Origin of the sequence: Klebsiella sp. LY (assembly GCF_004010915.1) — a bacterium.
GTDB lineage: Bacteria > Pseudomonadota > Gammaproteobacteria > Enterobacterales > Enterobacteriaceae > Klebsiella > Klebsiella quasipneumoniae.
Map to the genome: position 1 here is coordinate 2,808,936 of NZ_CP022444.1, position 16,194 is coordinate 2,825,129.

At 54.8% G+C, this 16,194-nt stretch carries 11 protein-coding genes; 7 read left to right on the top strand and 4 right to left on the bottom strand.

The genetic code is table 11. The features are described from left to right. Positions 1-27: 27 nt before the first annotated feature. The 3 genes from aphA to CE636_RS16620 all read left to right on the top strand — a co-directional run bounded on the left by aphA (position 28) and on the right by CE636_RS16620 (position 1,649). On the top strand, positions 28-741 hold the full coding sequence (gene aphA, locus CE636_RS16610) for an acid phosphatase AphA (RefSeq protein ID WP_004206302.1): 714 nt from the start codon (positions 28-30) through the stop codon (positions 739-741). Positions 742-872: 131 nt separating this feature from the next. Beyond that, positions 873-1,289: a secondary thiamine-phosphate synthase enzyme YjbQ gene (locus tag CE636_RS16615; protein ID WP_017900116.1), complete on the top strand. Its 417-nt coding sequence runs from the start codon at positions 873-875 to the stop codon at positions 1,287-1,289. A gap of 3 nt (positions 1,290-1,292) precedes the next feature. Next, positions 1,293-1,649, top strand: a complete 357-nt coding sequence (locus CE636_RS16620; protein ID WP_004206305.1) for an MmcQ/YjbR family DNA-binding protein — start codon at positions 1,293-1,295, stop codon at positions 1,647-1,649. Here the strand turns inward: CE636_RS16620 and uvrA are convergent, their stop codons facing one another. Next, complete coding sequence (uvrA, locus tag CE636_RS16625) at positions 1,650-4,475, bottom strand: excinuclease ABC subunit UvrA (RefSeq protein WP_017900115.1); 2,826 nt, start codon at positions 4,473-4,475, stop codon at positions 1,650-1,652. A gap of 251 nt (positions 4,476-4,726) precedes the next feature. Between uvrA and ssb1 the strand changes: the two genes are divergently transcribed. After that, on the top strand, positions 4,727-5,251 hold the full coding sequence (gene ssb1, locus CE636_RS16635) for a single-stranded DNA-binding protein SSB1 (protein WP_004151744.1): 525 nt from the start codon (positions 4,727-4,729) through the stop codon (positions 5,249-5,251). Between the two features lie 121 nt (positions 5,252-5,372). Here ssb1 and CE636_RS16640 read toward each other — a convergent pair whose 3' ends face one another. After that, positions 5,373-6,953, bottom strand: a complete 1,581-nt coding sequence (locus CE636_RS16640) for a lytic transglycosylase F (protein ID WP_017900114.1) — start codon at positions 6,951-6,953, stop codon at positions 5,373-5,375. A gap of 588 nt (positions 6,954-7,541) precedes the next feature. On the opposite strand from CE636_RS16640, the gene CE636_RS16645 reads away from it, so the two are divergent. Further along, entirely contained in the window at positions 7,542-9,800 is a 2,259-nt protein-coding gene (locus CE636_RS16645; RefSeq protein ID WP_017900113.1) for a TonB-dependent siderophore receptor, read from the top strand. 265 nt (positions 9,801-10,065) lie between these two features. Here CE636_RS16645 and CE636_RS16650 read toward each other — a convergent pair whose 3' ends face one another. Both CE636_RS16650 and CE636_RS16655 read right to left on the bottom strand, forming a co-directional pair. After that, on the bottom strand, positions 10,066-10,434 hold the full coding sequence (locus CE636_RS16650; RefSeq protein ID WP_017900112.1) for a helix-turn-helix transcriptional regulator: 369 nt from the start codon (positions 10,432-10,434) through the stop codon (positions 10,066-10,068). Between the two features lie 33 nt (positions 10,435-10,467). Next, positions 10,468-12,228, bottom strand: coding sequence for a tannase/feruloyl esterase family alpha/beta hydrolase (locus tag CE636_RS16655; protein WP_017900111.1), 1,761 nt, complete (start codon positions 12,226-12,228; stop codon positions 10,468-10,470). Positions 12,229-12,852: 624 nt separating this feature from the next. Between CE636_RS16655 and bamA the strand changes: the two genes are divergently transcribed. Next, positions 12,853-15,276, top strand: a complete 2,424-nt coding sequence (bamA, locus tag CE636_RS16665) for an outer membrane protein assembly factor BamA (RefSeq protein WP_017900110.1) — start codon at positions 12,853-12,855, stop codon at positions 15,274-15,276. Between the two features lie 550 nt (positions 15,277-15,826). Beyond that, complete coding sequence (gene iraM, locus CE636_RS16675) at positions 15,827-16,180, top strand: anti-adapter protein IraM (protein WP_004206315.1); 354 nt, start codon at positions 15,827-15,829, stop codon at positions 16,178-16,180. The last annotated feature ends 14 nt before the right edge of the window (positions 16,181-16,194 follow it).

Sequence of the window (16,194 nt, forward strand, 5' to 3'; positions counted from 1 at the left end):
TAATGATTGATAGATTTAGGGATAAATATGCGCAAACTTACTCTCGCCCTTGCGGCGGCTTCTCTCCTGTTCACGCTGAACAGCGCCGTAGTAGCGCGCGCCTCCACGCCACAGCCGCTGTGGGTCGGCACCAACGTGGCCCAGTTGGCCGAGCAGGCGCCGATCCACTGGGTTTCGGTGGCGCAAATTGAGAACAGCCTGCTGGGGCGTCCGCCGATGGCCGTCGGCTTTGATATCGATGACACCGTTCTCTTCTCCAGTCCTGGTTTCTGGCGCGGGCAAAAAACCTTCTCTCCCGGCAGTGAGGATTACCTGAAAAACCCGCAGTTCTGGGAAAAAATGAACAACGGCTGGGACGAATTCAGCATGCCAAAAGAGGTGGCGCGCCAGCTGATTGCCATGCATGTGAAGCGTGGCGACAGCATCTGGTTCGTCACCGGCCGCAGCCAGACCAAAACAGAAACCGTTTCTAAAACCCTGCAGGATGATTTTCTTATCCCCGCCGCCAATATGAACCCAGTGATTTTCGCTGGCGATAAGCCGGGTCAGAATACCAAGACCCAGTGGCTGCAGACGAAGCAGATAAAGGTTTTCTATGGCGACTCGGATAACGATATTACCGCCGCCCGCGAGGCGGGCGCCCGCGGGATCCGCGTGCTGCGTGCCGCCAACTCCTCCTATAAGCCGCTGCCGATGGCCGGCGCGCTGGGCGAAGAAGTGATCGTCAATTCCGAATACTGACAGGCGTCAGAACGTGATAAACGGCAGCGGTGACGCTGCCGTTTTTTTATGCAAAATCCGGGGTGGAAGGTTTTACCTTTTCACGTATTGCTGCACACTTAGAGGGATTCATTCGCAAAAAGGAGTCGATGATGTGGTATCAGCAAACCCTGACGCTTGGGCCTAAATCCCGTGGTTTTCATCTGGTCACCGACGAAATCCTCGGCCAGATCCGCGGGCTGTCCGGGGTGAAGGTCGGCCTGCTACACCTCCTGCTCCAGCATACTTCCGCTTCCCTGACGCTCAACGAAAACTGCGATCCCACCGTCCGGTATGACATGGAGCAGTATTTTCTCAACGCCGTGCCGGGCAATGCGCCGTACGAACATGATTATGAAGGCCCTGACGATATGCCGTCGCACATCAAATCATCGATGCTTGGCGTGTCGCTGATGCTGCCGGTTGAGGACGGACGCGTCAGGCTGGGGACCTGGCAGGGCATCTGGCTGGGGGAGCATCGGATACACGGCGGTTCGCGGCACATCGTTGCGACGCTCATGGGGGAATAAAAGATGACAATTTCGGAGTTATTGCAGTACTGCATGGCGAAGCCGGGAGCAGAGCAGAGCGTCCACAGCGACTGGAAAGCCACGCAGATTAAGGTCTCGGACGTGCTGTTTGCCATGGTGAAGGAGGTCGAAGACCAGCGGCCGGCGGTTGCGCTGAAGGCGAGCCCGGAGCTGGCGGAGCTGCTACGGCAGCAGCATCGCGACGTCCGGCCCAGCCAGCATCTCAATAAAGCGCACTGGAGCACCGTCTTTCTGGATGGCTCGCTGCCGGATTCGCAAATCTACTACCTGGTCGATGCGTCTTATCAGCAGGCGGTGAAAATGCTGCCGGAGCCGGTCCGGCAGCAGCTTTCTCGCTAATTATTTTAGCATCGGCTTCAGGAAGCGCGCGGTGTGCGAGGCTTCGCACTCGGCGACGGTTTCCGGGGTACCGGAAACCAGAATTTCGCCGCCGCCGCTGCCGCCTTCCGGGCCGAGATCGACAATCCAGTCGGCCGTTTTTATCACGTCGAGATTGTGCTCAATCACCACGATGGTATTGCCCTGATCGCGCAGCTGGTGCAGCACTTCCAGCAGCTGCTGGATATCGGCGAAGTGCAGACCGGTGGTCGGCTCATCGAGGATATACAGCGTCTGGCCGGTACCGCGCTTGGACAGCTCGCGCGCCAGCTTGACGCGCTGCGCCTCGCCGCCGGACAGGGTCGTCGCCGACTGGCCGAGACGGATATAGGTCAGACCCACGTCCATCAGGGTTTGCAGTTTACGCGCCAGCGCCGGTACGGCATCAAAGAACTCGCGCGCTTCTTCGATAGTCATATCCAGCACTTCGTGGATGGTTTTGCCTTTGTACTTAATCTCCAGCGTTTCGCGGTTATAGCGCTTACCTTTGCACTGGTCGCACGGTACGTAGATATCCGGCAGGAAGTGCATTTCGACCTTGATTACCCCGTCGCCCTGGCAGGCTTCGCAGCGACCGCCACGGACGTTAAAACTGAAACGGCCCGGCGTATAGCCGCGGGAACGTGATTCCGGCACCCCGGCGAACAGCTCGCGCACCGGCGTAAACACCCCGGTATAGGTCGCGGGGTTGGAGCGCGGCGTGCGGCCGATCGGGCTCTGGTCGATATCGATGACTTTATCGAAGTGCTCCAGCCCCTGAATATCGCGATACGGCGCCGGTTCGGCGATGGTCGCGCCGTTAAGCTGACGCTGGGCAATGGGGAACAGGGTGTCGTTGATCAGCGTGGATTTACCCGAGCCGGAGACGCCGGTGATGCAGGTAAACAGGCCCACCGGCAGGGTCAGCGTCACGTCTTTCAGGTTGTTGCCGCGCGCGCCGGTTAGCTTGAGGACTTTCTCCGGATCGGCGGGCACGCGCTGCTTCGGCACTTCAATTTTGCGCTTACCGCTCATGAACTGGCCGGTCAGGGATTCCGGTACCGCCATAATGGCCTCCAGCGGCCCTTCCGCCACCACCTGGCCGCCGTGGACCCCGGCCCCGGGGCCGATATCGATCACATGGTCGGCGGCGCGAATGGCGTCTTCGTCATGCTCAACCACGATCACCGTGTTGCCTAAATTACGCAGGTGGATCAGGGTCCCGAGCAGGCGCTCGTTATCGCGCTGGTGCAGGCCGATGGAGGGCTCATCCAGGACGTACATCACGCCAACCAGTCCGGCGCCAATCTGGCTCGCCAGACGGATACGCTGGGCCTCGCCGCCGGAGAGCGTTTCCGCCGAGCGGGAGAGCGTCAGGTAGTTGAGGCCGACGTTGACGAGGAACTTCAGGCGATCGCCAATCTCTTTCAGCACTTTTTCGGCGATTTTTGCCCGCTGGCCGGAGAGCTTCAGATTGTTAAAGAAGTCCATCGCGTGGCCGATGCTCATATCGGAAATGGTCGGCAGCGGGGTGTTTTCCACAAACACGTGGCGCGCCTCACGGCGCAGACGCGTACCGTCGCAGCTGGCGCACGGGCGATTGCTGATGAACTTCGCCAGCTCTTCGCGCACCGCGCTGGATTCCGTCTCTTTGTAGCGGCGCTCCATGTTATGCAGCACGCCTTCGAACGGATGGCGGCGCACCGAGGTGTCGCCGCGGTCGTTCATGTATTTGAATTCAATATTCTCTTTACCGGAACCGTACAGGACCACTTTCTGCACGCTGGCGCTGAGGGTGCCCCACGGCGCTTCAACGTCAAACTTATAGTGCTCCGCCAGCGACTTCAGCATCTGGAAGTAGTAGAAGTTACGCCGATCCCAGCCGCGGATGGCGCCGCCCGCCAGCGACAGCTCCGGATTTTGCACCACGCGATCGGGGTCGAAATATTGCTGCACGCCGAGACCGTCGCAGGACGGGCAGGCACCCGCCGGGTTGTTGAAGGAGAACAGGCGCGGCTCCAGCTCGCGCATGCTGTAGCCGCAGATCGGGCAGGCGAAGTTGGCGGAAAACAGCAGCTCTTCCGCTTTCTCATCATCCATATTGGCCACGATGGCGGTACCGCCGGAGAGCTCCAGCGCGGTTTCAAACGACTCGGCCAGACGTTGCGCCAGATCGTCGCGGACCTTGAAGCGGTCGATGACCACCTCGATGGTGTGTTTCTTCTGCAGCTCCAGCTTCGGCGGATCCGAGAGATCGCAGACTTCGCCGTCGATCCGTGCGCGGATATAGCCCTGGCTGGCGAGGTTTTCCAGCGTTTTGGTGTGCTCGCCTTTACGCTCTTTAATGATGGGCGCGAGCAGCATCAGGCGCTGACCTTCCGGCTGAGAGAGCACATTATCGACCATCTGGCTGACGGTCTGCGCCGCCAGCGGCACGTCGTGGTCCGGACAGCGCGGCTCGCCGACGCGGGCGTACAGCAGACGCAGGTAGTCGTGAATTTCGGTAATCGTACCCACCGTCGAGCGGGGGTTGTGAGAGGTTGATTTCTGTTCGATGGAAATCGCCGGCGACAGCCCTTCGATATGGTCGACGTCCGGCTTCTCCATCAGCGACAGGAACTGTCGCGCATAGGCGGAGAGCGATTCGACGTAGCGACGCTGGCCTTCGGCATACAGGGTGTCGAAAGCGAGTGAAGATTTGCCAGACCCGGAAAGCCCGGTGACGACAATGAGTTTGTCGCGCGGGATAACGAGGTTGATGTTTTTGAGATTATGGGTGCGGGCGCCCCGAACTTCGATCTTATCCATTCACCTTTCCCGGTAGGTAGATACACGGATTGCCTGGTTTGCTTGAAGGACAAACGGCAGAAACGGCTAATTATGACACAATTTAACCTGAATGAATATACAGTATCGGAATGCAAATTCAGGTCGAGTGTGCAACAATGTCGTAGCCGGGTACTATCTCTGGAATCAGCCTCGCAGCTATTAAAATGCTACGTGGAAATGGTACACTCGCGCGTTTACACTATTAAGAAACGTATTCAGGAGACACGAACATGGCCAGCAGAGGCGTAAACAAGGTGATTCTCGTCGGTAATCTGGGGCAGGACCCGGAAGTACGCTACATGCCAAGTGGCGGCGCAGTCGCCAACTTCACGCTGGCAACTTCCGAATCCTGGCGTGACAAGCAGACCGGCGAAATGAAAGAGCAGACTGAATGGCACCGCGTTGTGCTGTTCGGCAAACTGGCTGAAGTCGCTGGTGAGTATCTGCGTAAAGGCTCTCAGGTGTACATTGAAGGCCAACTGCGTACCCGCAAGTGGACCGATCAATCCGGTCAGGACAAATACACCACTGAAGTGGTGGTAAACGTTGGCGGCACCATGCAGATGCTGGGCGGCCGTCAGGGCGGCGGCGCACCGGCAGGCGGCGGACAGCAGCAGGGCGGTTGGGGTCAGCCTCAGCAGCCGCAGGGCGGCAACCAGTTCAGCGGCGGCGCGCAGTCCCGTCCGCAGCAGCAGGCTCCGGCAGCGCCTTCCAACGAACCGCCGATGGACTTCGACGACGATATCCCGTTCTAAGGCCTGCCTTAAACGCAATATCCACGTAGTTAACACAGAAAGCCCCGGTTTCGCCGGGGCTTTTTTTATGATTATTTCACCACCGCCTCAGAAGTGGTTTTGACCGCTGGCCGCAAGCGCTTCAGGCCGCGGGCACCTGAGCGGTCGCGGGCATCGCCACGCTGGGCTGCGGTTTGGCTGGCGGCGCCACCGGCTCCTGCCGCGGCGCCGCCGTCGCTTTCTGTTTGCGGGCCATGTCATCGACGATCAGCCGATAGGCGATGTAATACTTATAGATATTGCTGACGTAGGTCACCGTTTCCGCGCCGATTTTTTCTGCCGCCAGATTTTCGACGTTACCGAACCAGACGTTTGGATCAAACCCGCGCTGTTTGGTCATGGTGCGCAGGCGGGCGATACGCGCCGGACCGGCGTTGTAGGAGGCAAAGGCAAATAGCGCTTTATCCAGCCGGGTCATGGGCTCATCAGCATAGTAACGATCTATCATCCAGCGCATATATTTCACGCCAGCATGAATATTGGGATCCAGCTGTTTAATATCGCCCACCTTCAGCTCTTTTCCGGTGCGGGGCATCACCTGCATCACCCCGACGGCGCCAACGTGGCTTCGAACCGACTGGTTCAGCCGCGACTCCTGGTATCCCTGGGCCGCCATCAGCAGCCAGTCGACATCATAGCGATCGCCATATTTACGGAAGACGTCCACCATGGCGAGGAACTTGCGCCGTTCCTTACTCGCTGCGGCATTTTTAACATATTGGGCATTTTTCAGGTAACGCAGCAGCAGGGTATTACCCAGCGTGGTGCCCTGACGATTCTTTTTCACGAAGTTGTTCAGCAGCGCCAGCAGCTGCGGGCTGTCCTGGCGTACCGCCCACGCAATGTTGCCGCCGTCGCGCAGCACCACGTTGTCATGGACCTGGATTTTCGGAAATACCTGTTTCCAGAAAACCGCTTTATGCTGATCGACGATGATCAACGGCACCAGCCCGGCGTTGAGCATTTCCAGCAGATCTTCATCCTCCAGCGCTTCCGGCGCCGCTTCCAGGGTAACCGGCGGTCGTGACTCGCTGGCAAATCGGGCGTTCAGCGCTTGCAGACTTTCGTAATAGCTGGAGTAGCGGCGAACAAAGACCGTTTGACCGGAGAGCTGCTCCAGACTGTCGACCTTCGGCGATGCCGGGCCGGAGATCAGTAATTCTTTCACGTTGCTGTAGAGCGGTTGGGCGAAATCGACCTGGGCTTCCCGCGAGGGCGTGATAGTCAGGTTGGCGGCGGCGATATCCCCTTTACCTTCATTAAGCGCGGTAAAGAGATTATCCCGACTGACCGGCACAAAAACGATGTGCAGCTTCAGGTGGCGCTGTTTTAGCTTTTTATCTTTCGCCAGCTGTTTATTCAGATCGTTTTCCAGCGCGATAAAAATGTCGTGCGTTGCCCCGCGCTGGGTGCCTTTATCAATAAAAAAGAAGGTCTTGCTGTAGGTGGTTAATACCCGGATGGTGCGCCGATCGAGCATGCCGGGCAGATCGCCTTTCCACGGCTGCAGCATGTCGTCGATATGGATCGACAGCGTATTGTCTTCGGTTGCCACCGGCGGCGCGATTTCCGCCTCCGCCGCCGGCAGAAAAGGGGCGAATAACAGCGTCGCGAGGCAGGTAAGCCAGGCGATAAACAGGCGTGATAGCGAGTTGGCGTTCATGGAGGAGCACTCCGCAGGGGGATGTGTTTATTTTAGCAGAACGGCCGCCGTTAGCTGGGTAGGACATGGGGGAAAAGGTGTAACGATACCGACAAAGAGTCTTTCGCAAATAGTATTACTTACTATTAATGTGCTTTTGTCTTTAATTTAACTATGGAGATAATATGATAAAAATATGTTTTTTTAATGATGAATAGAAAGTGATGATTTTATTTTTACTTTATTCTCTTCCGTTTGTTTTTTGGTAACCAGCTGATTGGTAAATGTTATTTTATTTTTCTCTGATATTGATTATTATCATCTTGATAATGAATCTCATTTTTATTACCGTAACACGGCACATTACTCTAATGACACGCTGTCTGGATTACGCTATCAAAGAATAGCGCGCAGCGCTTTTTCTCTAATGATGAAACAGGGCACTTAATTTTATTATGCCTCACGCTGTCTTCTTATTCCCATTAATGCCGGGAAGGCGCTGACCTGCGCCAAAATCTGGCGAGGCGCTGAGGCAAGTATTTTATCCCATTGTTTTTTCAATTGGGGAAGGCGTTATGCCCGACAGCAACAGAAAACAGGGCATATTCTATGAAATACACGTCTCTCTTCCCACTGGGGATCGCCATTCCTCTGTTTGCCTGTAGCGTGCCGCTGCAGGCGACAGAGAGCGTTATCGAACCATCGACGTCTGACGAGAGCACCCCCACTGCTGAACATCACGAGGAAACGATGGTGGTGACTGCCGCCAGGCAGAACCTGCAGGCGCCGGGCGTGTCGACCATTACTGCGGACGAGATTCGCAAACATCCCCCCGCCCGCGATGTGTCGGAGTTAATTCGCACGCAACCCGGAGTCAATCTGACCGGTAACTCCACCAGCGGTCAGCGAGGCAACAACCGGCAAATTGATATCCGTGGGATGGGACCAGAGAACACTCTGGTGCTGGTCGATGGAAAACCGGTCACCAGCCGTAACTCGGTGCGGTTTGGCTGGCGCGGCGATCGTGATTCCCGTGGCGATACCAACTGGGTGCCGGCAGAGATGATCGATCATATCGATGTGATCCGCGGCCCGGCGGCGGCGCGCTATGGTAATGGCGCGATGGGCGGGGTCGTCAACATCGTGACCAAACCGACCACGCCTGAATGGCATGGGTCGTGGAATACCTATATGAATGCTCCGCAGCATCGTAAAGAAGGGTCGACGAAACGTACCAACTTTAGCCTCAATGGTCCGCTGTCAGACAGTGTCAGCTTCAATCTCTGGGGTAATCTGAGTAAAACCCAGGCCGATGCTCAGGACATTAACGCCGGGCATGAAGCCGAGCGTACAGGCTCCTACGCGGGCTCTTATCCTGCCGGGCGTGAAGGGGTGGTGAACAAAGATATTCACAGTAAGCTGCGCTGGGAGTTCGCCCCGATGCAGGCCCTGGAGTTTGAGGCCGGCTACAGCCGACAGGGCAACCTCTATGCCGGCGACACACAAAACACCAATACCAGTACGCTGGTGAAGAGCATGTACGGGAAAGAGACTAACCGTCTCTACCGGCAAACTTATGGCGTGACATGGACCGGCGGCTGGGATAATGGCGTGACCAGCAACAGCTATGCCCAGTACGAACACACCCGCAACTCGCGAATGAATGAAGGGCTGGCGGGGGGGACGGAAGGGATCTTCTCCAGTAGCGAGTTTTCAGATATCGATCTGGCCGATGTTCTGCTACATAGCGAAGTGAATATTCCGTTTACGCTGGGGGTCGATCAGAATCTGACGCTGGGGACAGAATGGAATCAGCAGCGGATGAAAGATGGCGTATCGACAACCCAGGCGCTCTCTTACGGTGCTATCAATGGCGTATCGGCTACCGGTCGTAGCCCGTACTCCAGCGCCGAGATCTTCTCGCTGTTTACCGAAGATAATATGGCGCTAACGGACAGCACCATGCTGACACCCGCTCTGCGCTTCGACCACCACAGCATCGTCGGCAATAACTGGAGCCCCTCACTGAACCTGTCCCAGGAGCTGACGGACGACTGGACGCTGAAGCTGGGCATTGCCCGCGCTTACAAGGCGCCTAACCTCTACCAGTTGAACCCGAACTATATTCTCTACAGCAACGGTCAAGGCTGTTACGCCAGTAGTTCCGCCTGCTATCTGATGGGGAATAGCGACCTGAAAGCGGAGACCAGCGTTAATAAAGAGATTGGTCTTGAGTATAAGCATGAGGGCTATCAGGCGGGAATCACCTGGTTCCGTAACGACTATCACAACAAGATTGAGTCAGGGTACGCGGCGGTGGGCACTGCCAGCAACGGCACCACCAATATCTATCAGTGGGAAAACGTACCAAAGGCGTTAGTGGAAGGCCTGGAAGGAACGTTGAATCTTCCGATGGGGGAGACGGTTAACTGGAGCAATAACCTGACATGGATGCTGCAGAGCAAGAATAAGACGACAGGCGACCGACTGTCAGTGATCCCGCAGTTTACCCTGAACTCGACTTTGAGCTGGCAGGTCCGTGAAGATCTCTCTCTGCAGAGCACCTTTACCTGGTATGGCCGACAGAAACCAAAACGCTTTAATTATAAGGGCGAGGCGGTCAGCGGCAGCGAATTAAACGAAGTCAGCCCATACAGTATTGTTGGTCTCAGTGCGACCTGGGATGTGAACAAAAACCTGAGCTTCACCAGCGGGATAGATAACCTGTTTGATATCCGCCACTATCGGGCAGGGAATGCGCAAACGACCGGCAACGCGACGACGGGAGCTTATCTGTATGGCGCGGGTGCCGAGACCTATAACGAATCGGGGCGGACCTTCTTTGTGAGCGTAAATACTCACTTCTGATGGTGCTGGTGAGAATGAAACCGGGTGCAGCGCGGCCCGGTTTTTTTATTTCAGATGAGAGCGGTGGAGACAATTATAAATGGTGACAAAATCTTCACGCCCTCTACATTATTAGCTCAAAATATCCTTTTATACTGATTTCCGTCGCGCAAGGTCGTTGATCCCGATCGGGCTCGATAATAGCACCCTGCTATTTCCCTTCTGCAATACCCCCCTGTCCCCCTTCCATTCCCAACCGCAGCGATGCGGAGGAGGGGGACCTTCCTTATTTTTGCCGGGTGACCTGATGACGATATTGAGTGGGGGTGAGCGCATGATATTTTTTGAAGGTACGATTAAACGCACTGAGATCGTCATAACCAACCATAATACAAATATCGACAATACGGTAACCAGGCGTCGTCAGCAATAAACGGCGACAGAGCGACATGCGCTGCTGGCGGATATATTCCATCGGCGATCGATCAAAATAATGACGGAAGAGCCGAAACAAATGCCAGGGGGAATAACCAGAGATATCGCTCAGATCGTCGACGGTCAGTTTCTTATCCAGATTATTATCGATCCACAAGAGCAGGTCGCTTAACACCGATTGCTGGAGCGTTTTGCTATGCATGATTGAGGCCAATCCCAAAAACGAAGGGCTCCTCAATGAGGAGCCCTGGATTTATTGAACGGTGAGCTCGCCGTGGCGAACCTGATAATTTTTTTGGTTATCAGGGCCAATAAAGTCGCTGGCGGGTTTTGCCACCTGCAGATGACCAAACGCGGTTGATTGCTCTGCATGATAATTTTCGCCGTCATTCACGTTGCCGTGCCCGTTATAACGGGCAATGGCCGGGAAGGGATACACCGGACGCGTTGCGATAACGGCTGGAGCGGCGTCAGCGTAAGGCTGACTGACTTTCTGCACGCCGTGAAACTGCGTTTGGGCATCTGGTTTTTCTGTCATCGGCGGCAGCCTGGCGGCGGCTGGCGCCCGTTTGCCGGCCATAATCTCTTGCGGCGCGATGCCTTCCTCGGTCCAGCGCATCAGCGGGGTAAGGAGATCAATTTGATCGTAACCTTCGCCATTACCGCAATGTGCTACCCCAGGCAGCAGGAATAACCGCAGGAAGGAATCCGTTGCGGCATGGCCCATCTCTGCTTCTACGCCGCGGTAATAGGCGATAGAAAAGGCTGGGCTGACGGAGTCATCGGCCAGACCGTGCCAGAGGATAAGCTTGCCGCCGCGCTGCTGATAGGCATGAAGATTGGTATTTGCCGCATTATAGAGCGGTGCCAGTTGAGCGACGGCGTCAAAATTCTGCTGATTAAGTGGGAAATCCCGCATCGATTGGATCTTCTGTTTTCCTCCCGGCAGGAGCACGGATTGCAGAGCCGGTAGTACCATCATTTCCGACATTGAGTGGCCGGTCGGCGTCTCCGGCACCGGCCAGCGTAGCTCGGAGCCCAGCGGAAGACCGCCAGCGACGAACTGGGCGCCGTGGCTGTCGTAAGCGCCGCGGTAGAGCTTTTTCACTACCTCAATCTCTTCCTGTGTCAGGCAGGCGGAACGGTCCTGAGCGTTGGCAGGACAGCGGGGGAGCCAAGTCTCAGAGAACTGACAGGCATAGGGGTTTTGCAGGATGCCGTCCTGCACGCCGGAAAGCGTCGGACAGTGAGCCAGTATGGCCTGGTGAATCAAAGGTAAGCGATCTTTCAACAAGATAGCGGTACCGTCCGGACGCTGATTGGCGGCCACATTCCAGCCGTGGAAGAAGGAGTTCTGAAACTGGAAAAAGGCCGCTGGCGCGCCAGCGCTGATACCGTCAAAATCCTGCGGAAAGCGCTGCGCTTCCATCAATGCTTCGCGACCGCCGTCTGAGCAGCCCATAAAGTACGCGTACTTTGGCGGCTGGCGGTAAAGCGTCTGCATCACCGCTTTGGCCAGCACTGCGGTCAGGTGGTTGGCGCGCCAGGCAAAATCGATGCGCTTTTGCGGATCTTCTGCCCATGACGCATCCATCATACTGCCATGGTGCCCCATATCGGTTGCTGCCACCACAAACTCGCCGTTCATTGCCGGTAGGCAGCCGCTGGCATTCGACAGACTCAGGTTAATACTCCCGCACAGTCCGCCGCAGCCGACCTGCAAGAAACGTTGACTCCAGCGCTGGGTCGGCAGGGCAATCTGCACGCCAATCTGGGGGGCGATAGTGGCGCTCACCTTGCACCAGCTTCCCTGCGCAGAGGTCTGCATTTCAGTGTGGTTGATAGTGACCTTTGCGCCAACGGCGGCGCTGAAGTCGGTAGCGCTTAGCGCATCGCATGTTAGCGCGGGGAGAACAATCGGCAGACTGGAGGCAGCCTGCGTGGGTGAAGCGAACGATAACCCAACGAGGGTGCAGAGAATGATAGGTAACATCGTTTTAAGTAAGCGTGTCATACGCGATTCCCTGTGATTGATGATGGGAGGCGGCAGGATGGTGAAGCCTATGCCTCACCTTCCCTGGCGAGGCGCCACTGCTTGGCTATTGTAGATAACGATAGACTTTCCTTGATGCCTTGATAAGGCGTCCCTACTGTATTCTGCTATTTTGAGGAAAATATGGAGATGTTCGCCATCGGCGTCTGGTGGTGAATACAAGATAAAATGTTGTGATGTCGATTGCATAATTTATTCAATTTCTCTTCATTATATCTGCTGGCTTTAAGAATATGATTGTGCCTGTTCCTGGTGATTCCAGAGAACAACATTCCTAACGAGATCCTTCCCCCTTTCCATTAGCAAGAAAGGGGGCTTTTTCAATAAAGACCGTTCAGGTAAATCTAAATATAGCTCTGGTGTTGGCCATTAGAACCACGGCGTTCAGGAAAAGTTCCATCATTAAATATATTTTTAAACATGATTTAACATCCTTTTTTTCTCCATTTTGTCGCCATAATTGCATGTAATTCTGCGCCTCGCTCAGGTTATTTCTGTCGCATATCTTAGATACGCATCCTGAACAAATAAGCTCAACGCCAGCAGATAACTGCTATTGCTCATTATCTCGTAGACGACACATTCATGTTAAAAAAGACTCATATCATCAGCGGATTATTGATTACTCCTTTAACGCTGTACGCCGCAACCTCATATCAAGTTGATGATATCCGTTTTGAAGGGCTGCAGCGCGTGACCGTCGGGGCGGCGCTATTAAGTATGCCGTTGCACGCGGGAGAAGCGGTGACGGCAGAGGAAGTCAGCGAGGCAGTGCGCGCGCTGTATGCGAGCGGCAATTTCGAGAATGTGCAGATCCTGCGCGATGGGAAAACGCTGGTGGTGCAGGTTAAGGAGAGGCCCACTATTGCCAGCATCAGTTTTTCCGGGAATAAGTCGGTGAAGGATGATGCGTTAAAGGAAAATCTCACCGCGACAGGTATTTCAGCAGGTAGCGCACTGGATCGAAATTCGCTTAGCGAAATAGAAAAGGGGTTGCAGGATTTCTATTACAGCGCGGGGAAATACAGCGCGCAGGTTCACGCTGTGGTGACACCGTTACCGCGTAATCGCGTTGACTTAACGTTCGTCTTTCAGGAAGGCGTATCGGCGAAAATCGCACAAATAAACATTATCGGTAATCAGGCGTTTCGGGAAGAGACGCTCCTGGACCAGCTTCAGCTACGCGATAATGTGCCGTGGTGGAATGTGGTAGCGGATAAAAAATATCAGAAACAGAAGCTGGAAGCCGATCTGGAAACGCTGCGCAGTTTTTATCTCGATCGCGGCTATGCGCGCTTTGCGATCCAGTCCACGCAGGTCAGTATGACGCCAGATAAAAAATCCCTGTATATCACCATCACCCTCAATGAAGGCGAACGTTATCAGGTCGACCGAACTCAGGTGACAGGCGACCTGGCGCAGCATGGACCGGAGATCGAGGCCCTTGCCCAGCCGCTGGCGGGGGCATGGTATAGCGGGGCGCAAGTCACCACGGTTGAAAATGAGATCAAAAAGCGTTTTGGTAAGTATGGTTATGCCTGGCCGCAGGTGACGACCACGCCGGAAATCGATGACGCGCATCATCGTGTGACGCTGCATATTCAGGTCAACGCCGGCCGCCGTTACTCGGTACGCCAGATCCGCTTTTCCGGTAACGACACCTCCCGGGACGCGGTGTTACGTCGTGAAATGCGCCAAATGGAAGGGGCGTGGCTCAACAACGAAAAAGTCGAGCAAGGGAAAGTACGTCTTGATCGAACGGGTTTTTTTGAGAACGTTGAACAGCAGATCGTTCCGGTCAATGGAACGGCGGATCAGGTCGATGTGGTCTACAAGGTGAAGGAGCGCAACACCGGCTCATTCAACGTGGGCCTGGGATTTGGTACGGATAGCGGCGTGAGCTATCAGCTTGGCGTGACGCAGGATAACTGGCTGGGTACGGGCAATAGCGTGAGCTTCAATGGGACGCGCAACAGCTATCAGTCTTATCTTGAACTGGGGGCGACGAACCCGTGGTTTACCGTTGATGGCATCAGCCTGGGCGGAAAGATTTTTTATAACAGCTATGATGCTTCCGATGCGGATGCCGGGAGCTATAACCAGCAGAGCTATGGCTTAGGCAGTACGCTAGGGTTTCCCATTAGCGAAAATAACTCCCTGAACCTGGGGCTGGATTATGTCCATAATCGCCTGACCAATATGGATCCGGAGCTGACGACCTGGCGCTACCTCAGCTCTCGGGGAATCGAGCCCAGCGTGGTGACGAAAGATGGCGACAGTGGCGCAAAATATAGCGCCAACGATTATTTTGTGAGTCTTGGATGGGGCTACAACGATCTCGATCGCGGCTTCTTCCCGCGTGCGGGAAACAAGAGCAGCCTGAGCGGTAAAGTGACGCTCCCCGGTTCGGATAATAACTACTACAAACTCTCTTTTGACACCGCCCAGTATCTGCCGCTGAGCGAAAACAAGCGCTGGGTCTGGATGGAACGCCTGCGCGCAGGCTATGCCGGCGGGTTAGACGGCAAAAGTGTGCCGTTCTACGATAATTTTTACGCTGGCGGTTCGTCGTCGGTGCGCGGCTTCTCTTCTAACACCATTGGGCCTAAAGCGGCTTATTACCGCTGCAATGGTAGCGAAAGCAGCTATAGCGCCTGCCCGCTGGACGCCTCGTCTGATGCGGTCGGCGGGAATGCCATGGCGGTGCTGAACAGCGAATTTATCATTCCAACCCCCTTTGTGAATGACAAATACGCCGATAGTCTGCGAACCTCGCTGTTTGTTGACGCGGGGACGGTCTGGAGCACCTCCTGGCACAACACCGCGCAGACGCTGGCGGCAGGTATCCCTGACTACGGCGATCCGAGTCATATTCGTCTCTCCGCGGGGATTGCCGTGCAGTGGATGTCTCCCCTTGGTCCACTGGTCTTCTCCTGGGCAGAGCCGTTTAAAAAGTACGATGGTGATAAAGCAGAACAGTTTCAGTTTAATATCGGCAAAACCTGGTAGGGCCTCAGCGGGGCTTGTTAGACCGGCGTGGCAATATTCTGTGGACTGTCTTCCGACATAGCGATTGAGCAGAATATGCTCAATCGCTATGTCGATATTATCGCTAAGGAATGCGATCTGGCGGGACACCCGCGACATTTACCCGAGCGCGGTCTGAGGGCCTCGCGGAGCTGGTGACGTACGACGAGGTAACCGCGCAATAAATAGCTGCCTGCTACGGTCCTCTTTTCTTGACAACCGCGGGTAATGCTCAGTGCTGCATCATCTAATACCAATGACTGAGGCCTCATCCAGAGGGACTAAGACGTATTGTCAATTAAGTTTATATTATCTTATTTTTTATTATATTTTCTTTTTTAAGGTTAATTTGGCTGTTTTTTATCGGGCCTAATCATAAATTTTGAGAGGAAAATGAAACCTTACTAATAATGGGTTGTGTTGTTAGGAATTGTCTTAAGTCACATAATTGTCAGGGACGCTTGCGGTTTATAATAATGAATGCTATCACTATATACGGTAACAATTTGTAGCATCTGTATAAGGAAGGAATATGAAATGGACTATTCTTAATACTCTGATCTGCCCGCAATCCGGCATCGCCTTCTCGGCAATATCCAGTCTGCGTTTCTTAAAATTTATCATGTGGTACGAGGCCGATGTGATCCTGCTGCCCGGCGAGTCGATGAAGCTCTATTCCTCGAGAGTTTTAATTAATGACCAGTATCATTCATTAAAAATCTACAATATTACGGTGTACGATGAGGCGCAATGGGAAAAATTACGTGAGCGGCCATCTTGCCCATACCATGCCGGCGGCGAGCGGTCTGACTCCTGTTTTTACCAGTCCTTTTGCGCAATTAAGCGCTGTCCGAATAATATTCCCCGCAGCGAACCCTGGCGGTAGTCAGTCCACGCCGC

Excerpts from the sequence above, each read along its gene's own strand:
- aphA (WP_004206302.1), top strand. The coding sequence starts at position 28 with ATGCGCAAACTTACTCTCGCCCTTGCGGCGGCTTCTCTCCTGTTCACG.
- CE636_RS16615 (WP_017900116.1), top strand. The coding sequence starts at position 873 with ATGTGGTATCAGCAAACCCTGACGCTTGGGCCTAAATCCCGTGGTTTT.
- CE636_RS16620 (WP_004206305.1), top strand. The coding sequence starts at position 1,293 with ATGACAATTTCGGAGTTATTGCAGTACTGCATGGCGAAGCCGGGAGCA.
- uvrA (WP_017900115.1), bottom strand. The coding sequence starts at position 4,475 with ATGGATAAGATCGAAGTTCGGGGCGCCCGCACCCATAATCTCAAAAAC.
- ssb1 (WP_004151744.1), top strand. The coding sequence starts at position 4,727 with ATGGCCAGCAGAGGCGTAAACAAGGTGATTCTCGTCGGTAATCTGGGG.
- CE636_RS16640 (WP_017900114.1), bottom strand. The coding sequence starts at position 6,953 with ATGAACGCCAACTCGCTATCACGCCTGTTTATCGCCTGGCTTACCTGC.
- CE636_RS16645 (WP_017900113.1), top strand. The coding sequence starts at position 7,542 with ATGAAATACACGTCTCTCTTCCCACTGGGGATCGCCATTCCTCTGTTT.
- CE636_RS16655 (WP_017900111.1), bottom strand. The coding sequence starts at position 12,228 with ATGACACGCTTACTTAAAACGATGTTACCTATCATTCTCTGCACCCTC.
- bamA (WP_017900110.1), top strand. The coding sequence starts at position 12,853 with ATGTTAAAAAAGACTCATATCATCAGCGGATTATTGATTACTCCTTTA.
- iraM (WP_004206315.1), top strand. The coding sequence starts at position 15,827 with ATGAAATGGACTATTCTTAATACTCTGATCTGCCCGCAATCCGGCATC.